The following is a 10067-nucleotide window of genomic DNA, read 5'->3' as shown; positions in this document are numbered from 1 at the left end:
GCGGTCGGGCGGCACGATGCCGTGGGTGCGGGCGGTGGGCGGGGCGGGCGGCCGGGGGCTGCCGAGCAGGCGGTGCACCGGGACGCCGGCCCGCCGGGCGGTGAGGTCGAGGACGGCGGACTCGACGGCGGCGAGGACCCCGGCGGGCAGGGCGGCGCCGAGGGTTCCGGCGGGGGCGAGTTCGGCCCAGGCGGTCTCCGGGTCGGGGAGCCGCTCGACGTCGGGCCGGACGGCGGCCAGGTGCCGCAGGATCTCCCGGGTGGGCAGGCCGAGGTAGGCGCTGCTGACGGCCTCTCCCCGGCCGTCGAGCCCGTCGTGCTCCAGACGGACGTGGACGGCGTCGCGGCGGGCGGTGACGGAGCGGGAGATGCGGAGCGGTTCGGCGAGGTGGAGGGTGGTGGTGGTCCAGGTGAGTCTCATGCGGGGCGTGCGGGTGGTGCTCGTCAGGTGGTTCATACGGCTCCTCCCGGGGCCGGCGGGCGCGGTACGGGGACGGGGGTGGGATCGGGGGCGGGAGCGAGGGCGGCGGCGGGAGTGCGGCAGCGGGTCCAGCCGACGGCCTCGGCGGCGCGCGGGTGCGGGATCTCCAGCGGGTGGCCGGCCGGGGTGGCGCCGGTGAGTCCGTGGGCGTGGCAGTAGGCGTCGTCGTAGACGGTGCCGAGGTAGCGGTGGGGGCCGTCGGGGAAGACGGTGGCGACGACCGCGCCGGGCTCCGCGCGGGCGGCCCACGCGGCGACCAGGGCGACGGCGCCGGTGCTCCAGCCGCCGGAGACGAAGCTGCCGCGGGCGAGCCGGCGGCAGGCGTCGACGGCTTCGGCGGGGCCCACCCAGTGGACCTCGTCGAAGAGTTCGGGCCGGACGTTGCGGGGGCGGATGCTGCTGCCGAGGCCGCGCATCAGCCGGGCCCTGGCGGGCTGGCCGAAGAGGGCGGAGCCGACGGAGTCGACGCCGACGACCCGGAGCCGGGGCCAGCGGCGGCGGAGCGGGCCGACCAGTCCCGCGCTGTGGCCGCCGGTGCCGACGCTGCACACCAGGACGTCGAGGTGGTCGAGCCGGGCGATGAGTTCGGCGGCCATGGAGCGGTAACCGGCGGGGTTGTCGGGGTTGTTGTACTGGTCGGGCCAGTAGGCGTCCTCGGTGCGGGCCAGGATCTCGCGGAGCCGGGCGAGGCGGGCGGCCTGCCAGCCGCCGTGCGCCGCGGGCCGGTCGACGAGTTCGAGCCGGGCTCCGTGGCCGCGGAGCAACTGGCGCATGGACGGTTCGAGTTCGGTGTCGCCGACGAGGACGACGGGGTGGCCGAGGGCCTGTCCGGCGAAGGCCAGCCCGAGGCCGAGGGTGCCGGAGGTGGACTCCACCACGGGGGCACCGGGGCGCAGTTCGCCGCGCCGCCGGGCGCCGGTGAGCATGGACACGGCGGCGCGGGCCTTCATGCCCCCGGCGCCGAGTCCTTCGAGCTTGGCCCAGAAGCCGGGGTGCGGGTGGGGCAGCGGGGTGTGGATCCGGGCGAGCGGGGTGCGGCCGACCAGGGCGAGGAGGCCGGGTTCGGCGGGCGGCGCGTCGGAGCGGGGCGGGGCGGGGGCGAGCGTCATGCGCGGTCTCCGTAGCGGTGGACGACTCCGGGACCGCCGTCGAGCCAGAAGAAGGGGTACGGCTCCGCCGACACGGCGGTCACGCCGGTGCCGAGGAAGCGGGGCAGGACGGCGCTGCCGGTCTGGGCGAACATCACGAGGGGCTTTCCGGTGCGGGCCGCGTGGTCGAGGAGGCCCTGGAAGGTGCCGTTGCCGAGGGTCATCCCGGAGGCCAGGACGGCGCCGCAGCGGTCGAGCAGGGCGGCGGTCCCGGTGTGGACGGGTTCGCCCCACTCGGTGGTGCCGCCCTTGAGGTCGCAGGGCAGGTAGGCGAGGCCGCGGGCGCGGAGCCGTTCCAGGAGCGAGTTGACGACGCCGACGACCAGGACCGGGCGGCCTGGCGCCGGGTCGGGCAGCAGGTCGACGACGGCGCGGGCCCGGGCCCGGGAGCGGGTGAGGCTGTCGCCGGCCGGCAGCGGGTGGGGGCGCGCGCCGTGGGCGGGCGTGTGGGGGCGGACATGGGAGAGGTACGCGTCGAGGGCGGCGATCCGCACGGGCGTGAGCGGGTGGTCGAGGAGCTCGGCGACGGTGGCGCCGACGCACTCGTCGAGGGCTCCGGGAGGAAGCGCCCCCGGCTCGACGGCGCAGGAGCCCACGGCGGCGCCGAGCCGCAGGCTGAGCACCTCGTTGCGGTATCCCCGGGCCCGGCCCTCGTGGCGGACCGCCTGCGCGGTGGTGAAGGCGAGCGCGATCCGGGTGCGGGCGGGATCGGGGCCGTACGCCCCGGCGCGCACCAGGTGGAGGAGGTCGGCGAGGGTCCGGACGACCGGGTCGTCGTGGACGCGGGAAGGGGCGGCGGGGGCGGGGCGCGCCGGGTGCGGGACCGTGCGCGCCGGCTGCGGGTGCGGGGCGGGGAGGGTCACGCGGGCACCGTCACCGTCGCGGCGGTGTAGCGGGGTCGCAGGGCGGCCAGCAGGCGCTCGGCGGCGGCGCGGGCGCCCGGACCGTGGGTGTCGGCGGTCATGACGTGACCGAGGTAGGCGTTGTTGCTGGTGGCGGGACGGACGGTCCGGCCGGGTGCGGCGAGGGTGAGTTCCAGGACCTCGGGGCGGCCTCGGACGGCGTCGGCGCCGTCGATGCCGGCGAGGACGCCGTCGGTGCCGGGCGGCAGCTCGTCGGGGTGGGGCAGCAGGAAGGAGACGGCGGCGCTGCGCACGCCGGTCGGGCGGGGCGCGAGGGCGGGGGCGCGGCCGAGGGCGACGTCCACGCAGGCGGCGGCGAGGTCGACACCGGTGACGTGGCGGACGAGTTCGGTGATGCGGTTGCCTGCCGGGCGGGGGTTGACCTCGATGACGCGCGGGCCCTCGGGGGTCAGCTTGAGCTCGGTGTGACAGACGACCTGGTCGAGGCCGAGCGCCTCGACGGCGCGCCGCGCGGTGGCGGCGGCCGAGGCGGCGGCGGTCTCCTCGATCCCGGCGGGGAACATGTGGCCGGTCTCGATGAAGGCGGGGGCGCCGCCGATGCTCTTGTCGGTGACGCCGACGACGTGGGTGGTGCCGCCGGCGGTGACGGTCTCGACGCTGACCTCGGGGCCCCGGAGGAGTTCTTCGAGGAGGACGGCCGGGTCGCGGTCCTGGCCGCGGGCGTTGACCGGGAAGTCGGCCAGCTCCTGGCAGGCGCGTTCCAGTTCGCGTTCGTCGCGCACCGCGCGGACCAGCATGCCGGCGCACAGGTCGACGGGCTTCACGACGAGCGGGTAGCCGAGTTCCCGCGCGGCGGCCGCCGCCTCGCCGGGGCCGTCGCAGCGGGCGTGGCGGGGTCCGGGGACACCCGCGGCGGCGAGCGCACGGCGCGTCAGGTCCTTGCGGCAGGCGGCCTCGGCGTGTTCCGGCGCGGGGCCGGGGAGGCCGAGCCGGCGGGCGGTGCGGGCGACGGCCGGGAGGTAGTAGTCGCAGGAGGAGACCACGCCGTCGAAGCGGAGGACGGCGTGCAGGGCCTCCAGGCGCGGGAGCAGGGTGCCGAGGTCGTTGGTGTCGGCGGTGACGATGTTGCGGGCGGTCAGCAGGGGGTGCGGGCCCTCGTCGGCGGGGGCGGCGCGGAGGTAGTGGTGCAGGTCGCGGGTGACGAAGGTGAATTCGTGCCCGGCCTGGCGGATGGCGGCGGGCAGGAGTCTGCTCATCGACCCCACCCAGCTTTCGAGCACCAGCAGGTGTGCCACCGGAGTTCCTCTCGGATTGCCGTCGGTTGCGTGCGCCGCAGACGCTATCGGAAATCGTTTTCATTTCCAACAGCGGGGCGCGGGCATGCCCGAGGGCGGCGGGAAGCCGCCGGAGAGGGAGGGGCCGGGCGAGGAACGAGGGGGTGGGCGCGGGCGGCTGGGTTCAGCCGGCGTCGAGGGCGCCGACCAGGCTCGCCACGGTCACGGTGTTGAAGACGAAGGCGATGATCGCGTTCGCCGAGACCGTGCGGCGCATCTCGCGGGAGGTCACGTCCACGTCGGTGGTGCCGAAGGTGGTCATCACGGAGAGGGCGAAGTAGACGTAGTCGGCCCACCGGGCGGGCCCGTCACCGGGGAAGTCGAGGGCCCGCTCGCCCTCGACGATGTTGTCGGCGTGGAAGCAGACCGCGAAGGCGGTCAGGACGGTCACCCAGGCGGTCACGACGAGGGCGAGGGCGATCGCGACGCGGACCCCCTCGCCGAGGTGGGTGCCGAGGTGTCCGGGACGCCAGACCACCGCGACCAGCAGGGCCGCCGCCCCGATGGAGAGCGAGACGCCGGGGCCGGGGGCGCTGCCGAGCACGTACCGCTGGAGCACCGTGCCCCGCTCCTCGCGGCGCCCGGCCCAGGCGTGGACGGCCTCGGGCGCGGCGGTGGAGAAGGCGGTGAGGGTGACGGCGAGGTAGGTGAACAGGTACGCGAAGAGCACGATGACGCCGACGTCGGCGACGGAGAACCGCCGCGCGTCGTCGAGCACCAGCACGAACAGGGCCGCCGTGCAGCCCGCCGCGATCCAGCTCACGGTCGAGCGGGGTCGCTCGGGGAGCCAGGAACGCACCAGGGGCACGACGGAACCCTCTCGCCGCGACGACGACCGACCGATACGGCACAAGGTACGACACCACGGACCCGGAACACGGAAGGTCGCGGCGCGGGAGGTCGCGGCGCGGGAGATCCCCACGCCGAATCCCGCACGAGGAGTGGGGCGCTCCCGGCGAGCGCCGGCTTCCCTCAGCCGCCGGGGGTCGGCTCCGGGCCCGGGGGCGACTCCGGTCCGGCCGCCCGCAGGTCGGCGAGGAGTTCGGCCTGGCCGGCGAGGACGCCGGACAGGATCGCCCGCGCGACGGCGAGCAGCTCCGCCACCCGCGGGTCGGTCAGCGCGTAGTGCACGGCGGAGCCCTCGCGGCGGGCGACGACCAGGTTCGCGCGCCGGAGGACGGCGAGCTGCTGCGAGAGGTGGGCGGGCTCGACGGCGATCTCGGCGAGCATCTCCGAGACGGCGTGCTCCCGCCGGCTCAGCAACTCCAGGACGCGGATGCGGACGGGGTGGCCGAGGGTCTTGAAGAACTCCGCCTTGAGTTGGTAGAGCGGCGCGGCCCTGGTCATGGCGGGGTCAGACCTTCTTGACCACGCTCGACTTGAGCTGCATGGCGCCGAAGCCGTCCACCTTGCAGTCGATGTCGTGCCCGTCGACGCCGTCCACGAGGCGGATGTTGCGGACCTTGGTGCCGGCCTTGATGCCGCTGGGGCTGCCCTTGACCTTGAGCGTCTTGACGACGGTGACCGTGTCGCCGTCGGCGAGCACGTTGCCCACCGCGTCCTTGATCACCTTCGCGCCGCCCTCGGCCTCGGCGGCGGCCTCGCCGCCCGCCTGCCACTCATGGCCGCATTCGGGGCAGACGAGCAGGGCGCCCATCTCGTAGGTGTAGACGCCGGAGCACGTGGGGCAGGGGGGCAGGTTCTCGTTCACCCCTCGATCCTACGGAGCGATGTGAGCAATTGCGAAAATCCGCAAGCCGCAGGGGAGGGGGGCGGGGTCCGTGCGCATCGCGCCGGTCGCCGGGTCACGCCGGCCCCACCACGATCAGGACGTCACCCGCGGACCAGGTCCGGGACACGGCCTTCGGCGGGTTGAGGCGGGGCAGGGCCGCGTCGCGGGGACGGTAGCCGAGGGCGGCGACGCCCCGGCGGGCCGCCGCAGCGGCCAGGTCCGCGAAGGGGGCTTCGGTGCCGGGCGGGACGAAGTCGCGGGCGGGGCGGAGACGGACGCCGTGGCCGGTGGGGGCGAACAGCTCGTCGAAGGCGGCCGCCAGATGGCCGTTCTGGGACACCTGGGCCAGCAGGAGGGCGGTCAGCCGGCCGGTGACGAGGAGGTCGGTGCGGCGGGCGGCGGGGGCGAGCGGGCGGTTGCGGGCGTCGGTGAGCTCGGCCACCACCGGCACGGCCCGGCCGGTGCGCCGCTCCCGCGCCCGGAGGTGGAGCAGGGCGACGAGGGTCCGCCCGTCGGGGTCCGACTGCCCGTCGCCGCCCGGCCCCGCGAGGACCACCACGTGGTCGTACGCCTCCGGCTCCGCCGCCACTCCGACGCCCTCCCGCACCATGAACGCCCCCTCGTCGCCCCGCACCGCCACCACCCCGCCCCGGGCCAGCCCCGCCACCACCCGCTCGCCCCGGCCGTTCCAGCCCAGGAGCAGGGCCCGGCGGAGCGCCGGCACCGTCGTGGGCCGGACCGGGGCGGGACCGACCGCCGTCGTGACCGGGGCTGCCAGGGCCGCCGGGGCCGCAGGGAGGACGGTCGCACGGTGGTCCTCCGCCAGGACGACGAGGCCGTCGCCGGGGGTCAGCTCGGTGTCCGGGGGCGGATTGAGGTGCGGGGTGCCGTCCGCCCGTACGATCCCGACCGCGCAGGAGTCGGGGCAGGCGGCGGCGAGTTCGCCGTAGCGGCGGCCCGCGAGGCCGGGCCGGTGCAGGGTGTGGAGTTCGGCGCCCGCGAAGTCCAGCAGGTCCTCCAGGACGAGGGCGATCCCGGGCTCCAGGACGCACTGGACGAGCAGCCGGGCCGCCAGGTCGTCGACGTCCAGGACCACCGCGCCGGGCCCGGCGGCCAGGCGGGCGGTCGGCAGGTGGGCGGTGTCGCGGACCCCCGCCACGATCCGCACCGGGCAGCCCTCCCCCACCGCCGCCCGGAGCGCGAGGAGCGTCCTGATCACCTGGGCGTCGGCGCCGGGGCCGTCCGGCGGGAGCACCACGACCGCCTCCGCCGCGGCGGGGGTGACGCGCGCCAGCGCGGCCGGGTCGGTGGGGCGGCCCCGCCGGCACAGCAGCCGGATCCGGCCGCGGGACGGCAGCGCGTCCCGGGCCTCCCGCTCCATCTCCGCCTTGTCGCGGTCCGCCAGCACGACCACCGCGCCGGCGCGCCGCTGGGCGTGGGCGGCGAGGAGTTCGGCGACGAGCGTGGGCGTCTGCTCGGACCAGCCGAGCACCAGGGTGTGGCCGCGCTCGACGACCGTGGTCTGGCCGCGCTCCAGCTCCGCGAGGCGGTCGGTGATGGCGGTGGTGACGAGGCCGACGAGGGTGGAGACGTACAGCAGGGACACCAGGGCCAGGAAGACCGACAGGGCGATGCGCAGCGGCGGGCCGACCTCGCCGCCGAGCCGGAGGGTCTGGCCGACGGTCCGCCAGACGGTGGCCGCCTTGCCCCGGAGGGTGTCCGGCGAGGCGTCGTCGGTCCACACGAGCAGGGCGCTCGCGGGGGCCACCAGGGACAGGCAGGCCAGGGCGAGCCAGGCGACGAGGGCGGGCACCCCTCGCACCACGGTCCGGTCGACCCAGTACCTCGCCCGGTCCCGCACCCCCGGCCGTGCCCGGGACGGCTTCGCGGACCGGCCGGCCGGCCCGGGTCCTGGCCGGGCCCGTCGGGGCGCCCGCTGGGAGGGGACCGTGAACTCGCGCTCCTTACGCACGGCAGCAGGGTGGCGGCGGCCCCGGCGAGAAACGCCGCCGATGCCCGCCGTTCATCCTTTCGGGCAGGCGCACGGGCGGCACGCGTTCGAACCGCGCACCCGGCGCGCGCGTCCTCGCGCCGGGACCGCGCCGGTTTCAGCTGCGGAGGTGGGAGGCTCCGTTGAGGTCCAGGATCGTGCCGGAGGCCCACTCGGCGGCGGGCGAGGCGAGCCAGAGGACGGCGGCCGCGACCTCCTCGGGTTCGGCGACCCGTCCGAAGGGGCTCTGCGCGAGGATCGCCGCGCCCTCGGGGCCCGCCAGGCGGGGCGCGACCCGCTCCGTGGCGAAGAAGCCGGGGGCGACCGAGGCGACCGCGATGCCGTGCGGGGCCAGGGAGACGGCGAGGGACTGGCCGAGCGCGTGGACGGCGGCCTTGGTCGCGCCGTAGGCGGGGTGGTCGGGTTCGCCCCGGAAGGCTCCCCGGGAGCCGATGTTGACGATCCGTCCGCCCGCGCCCCGGTCGATGAGGCGGCGGGCCACCAGGTGGCTCAGGTTCGCGGTGGCGAGCAGGTTGACGGCGACGTGGCGCTGCCAGAGCGCCGCCCACTCCTCGTACGGCGTCCGCGCGAGGGGGTGCGGGAGGTTCACGGCGGCGTTGTTGACCAGGACGTCCACACCGCCGCCGCCCGCGCCGAGGGCCTCGGCGGCCGCGTCGACGACCCGGGCCGCCTCCGCGGGGTCCGCGAGGTCGCCGCCGACCAGCACGTGCCCGGTCCCTTCGAGGGAGTCGAGGGTGGCGCGGGCCTCGTCGGCGCGGGTGCCGTAGTGGACGGCGACCCGGTCGCCGTTGGCCGCGAACGCCCGGGCGACGGCCCGGCCGAGCCCTCGGGAGGCGCCGCTGACGAGGACGCCGCGGCCTGTGTCGGGCAGCTTCACCGGGATGCCTTCCGGTCGGGGACGGACCGTACGGTCCGTCATTCTGCCGGTACGGCACGGGGGATGGGCGCGGCGGGCCCGCCGAAGCGGTCCGAGCCGGAATCGGAGCCACCATTTGGAAGGTTTTGTATCACTCCGGATATCGATCCGGTCAGGGAGAGTTCCGAACCGATCAAGAACGCCTCTATAGTGCGGTCGTTCCGAACCTCCCTTGTGCCTGCCTCTCGAGAGTCCGGTTGATGTCGGCGTCGCCCACCCCGTTCCGTCCTGCCCTGATCGCCTCCCTGCTGACCGTCGCCGCGGGTGGTGCGCTCACCGCCGCCGCGACGAGTGCCGCCCCGGCCGAGGTCCGCCCCTCCCTGGCCTGGTTCGCGGTCTGCGGCGTGCTGCTCCTCGGCGCCGCCACCTTCGCCCTGACCTGGTACGCGCGGACCGCCCGCGGCCTGGCCAAGCGGGCCGAGCAACTCGCCGCCCAGGTCGCCTCCCAGGACACCTACGCCGCCCGGCGCCAGGCCGCCGTCGAGCGCGAGGCCGCCGCCCTGAAGGAGCGCCACGCCGCCGCGGTCGCCGCCGAGGCGGCCGCCCACGCGGCCCGCACCGACGAGCTCGTCCGCACCCAGCGGGCCGAGGCGGAGCGGCTCGCCGCCGAGCACGCGGCCACGGTCGCCGGCCTGGAGCAGCGGCTGCGCCGCGCCGAGTCCGCCCGCGCCGCCGCCCTCGCCGCCGCCGCCAACGCGGCCGGCCGCATGCAGGCGCTGGCCACGAGCATGATGGCCGACCTGCGCGAGATGGAGCACCGGCACGCCGACGAGGACGTCCTCGCCGACCTCCTCCACCTCGACCACCGCACCGCCCAGGCGGGCCGGCTCGCCGACTCCGTCGCCGTGCTCACCGGCGCCCGCTCCGGCCGCCGCTGGGCCCGGCCCATCGTCATGGAGTCGATCCTGCGCGGCGCCATGGGCCGGATCGCCGGGTACCAGCGGGTCCGGCTGCACTCCAAGTGCGAGGCGGCCGTCGCCGGCCACGCCGCCGAGGGCGTCATGCACGCCCTCGCCGAAGTCCTCGACAACGCCGCGAACTTCTCCCCGCCGAGCGCGGAGGTCCACGTCTACGTGGAGGAGGTCCCGGCGGGCGTCGTCATCACCGTCGAGGACAGCGGCCTGACCATGAGCGACGTCCAGCTCCGGCGCGCCGAGGCCGCCGTCGACGCGGCGACGCAGGACCTGGCCGGACTCTCCGGCACCCGCCTCGGCCTCCACGTGGTCGGCCGGCTGGCCCGCAAGCACAACCTGTCGGTCTCCTTCCGGCCCTCCGCCCGCGGCGGCACCGGCGTCGTCCTGATGATCCCCCAGGAGATCGTCACCCGCGGCGCCGAGACGGCCGGACCGCCCGCGCCCGAGCGCTCCGCCGCGCCGCTCCCCGTACCCGCTCCCCGTACCGCCCCCGACTCCGTCCCGACCGCCGCGCCGGAGACGGCCCGGGAGACCGCGGACGAGACCCCGGCCGGGGACGAGGGGTCCGGCATCCAGCTGCCGCGCCGGCGGCGCGGCCGGACGCTGGCCGCGCACCAGGAGGCCGGCAAGACCCCGGCCGAGCCGGCCCGGCCGGCCGCGCCCCGCACG

General features: G+C 76.7%; 9 protein-coding genes and 1 pseudogene. 1 reads left to right on the top strand and 9 read right to left on the bottom strand.

Features of this window, described 5'->3' with window-relative positions:
* The 9 genes and pseudogenes from IE321_RS39160 to IE321_RS39120 all read right to left on the bottom strand — a co-directional run.
* Nucleotides 1-456: pseudogene (locus IE321_RS39160) on the bottom strand (dipeptide epimerase); the annotation flags it as partial.
* Complete coding sequence (locus IE321_RS39155) at nt 453-1589, bottom strand: PLP-dependent cysteine synthase family protein (protein ID WP_190226431.1); 1137 nt, start codon at nt 1587-1589, stop codon at nt 453-455. The gene IE321_RS39155 and the pseudogene IE321_RS39160, both read right to left, overlap by 4 nt.
* Entirely contained in the window at nt 1586-2491 is a 906-nt protein-coding gene (locus IE321_RS39150; RefSeq protein WP_190226430.1) for a Rossmann-like domain-containing protein, read from the bottom strand. The genes IE321_RS39155 and IE321_RS39150 overlap by 4 nt, the downstream gene beginning before the upstream one ends.
* Nucleotides 2488-3786 carry an ATP-grasp domain-containing protein gene (locus IE321_RS39145; protein WP_190226429.1) on the bottom strand — a complete coding sequence of 433 codons (1299 nt, stop codon included), beginning with the start codon at nt 3784-3786 and terminating at the stop codon, nt 2488-2490. The genes IE321_RS39150 and IE321_RS39145 overlap by 4 nt, the downstream gene beginning before the upstream one ends.
* Nucleotides 3787-3949: 163 nt before the next feature.
* The gene (locus tag IE321_RS39140; RefSeq protein WP_190226433.1) at nt 3950-4624 is read right to left on the bottom strand and encodes a DUF1345 domain-containing protein; all 675 of its coding nucleotides are present in this window, start codon (nt 4622-4624) and stop codon (nt 3950-3952) included.
* 173 nt (nt 4625-4797) lie between these two features.
* Nucleotides 4798-5172 carry an ArsR/SmtB family transcription factor gene (locus tag IE321_RS39135; protein ID WP_190226428.1) on the bottom strand — a complete coding sequence of 125 codons (375 nt, stop codon included), beginning with the start codon at nt 5170-5172 and terminating at the stop codon, nt 4798-4800.
* 7 nt (nt 5173-5179) lie between these two features.
* Nucleotides 5180-5536 (bottom strand): zinc ribbon domain-containing protein YjdM, encoded by a 357-nt coding sequence (locus tag IE321_RS39130; RefSeq protein WP_043225766.1) that lies wholly within the window; start codon nt 5534-5536, stop codon nt 5180-5182.
* 94 nt (nt 5537-5630) lie between these two features.
* Nucleotides 5631-7370, bottom strand: a complete 1740-nt coding sequence (locus tag IE321_RS42955) for a CASTOR/POLLUX-related putative ion channel (RefSeq protein ID WP_268257455.1) — start codon at nt 7368-7370, stop codon at nt 5631-5633.
* 295 nt (nt 7371-7665) lie between these two features.
* Nucleotides 7666-8487, bottom strand: a complete 822-nt coding sequence (locus tag IE321_RS39120; protein WP_190226427.1) for an SDR family NAD(P)-dependent oxidoreductase — start codon at nt 8485-8487, stop codon at nt 7666-7668.
* 197 nt (nt 8488-8684) lie between these two features.
* On the opposite strand from IE321_RS39120, the gene IE321_RS39115 reads away from it, so the two are divergent.
* Nucleotides 8685-10067 (top strand): sensor histidine kinase (locus IE321_RS39115; RefSeq protein ID WP_190226426.1); only part of this gene is annotated, 1383 nt, incomplete at its 3' end.

Source organism: Streptomyces hydrogenans, assembly GCF_014656075.1.
Classification (GTDB): domain Bacteria; phylum Actinomycetota; class Actinomycetes; order Streptomycetales; family Streptomycetaceae; genus Streptomyces; species Streptomyces hydrogenans.
Note: the sequence above shows the minus strand (reverse complement) of the source record. Positions and strands in the feature narration are given on the sequence as shown.

Excerpts from the sequence above, each read along its gene's own strand:
- IE321_RS39135 (WP_190226428.1), bottom strand. The coding sequence starts at position 5,172 with ATGACCAGGGCCGCGCCGCTCTACCAACTCAAGGCGGAGTTCTTCAAG.
- IE321_RS39155 (WP_190226431.1), bottom strand. The coding sequence starts at position 1,589 with ATGACGCTCGCCCCCGCCCCGCCCCGCTCCGACGCGCCGCCCGCCGAA.
- IE321_RS39120 (WP_190226427.1), bottom strand. The coding sequence starts at position 8,487 with ATGACGGACCGTACGGTCCGTCCCCGACCGGAAGGCATCCCGGTGAAG.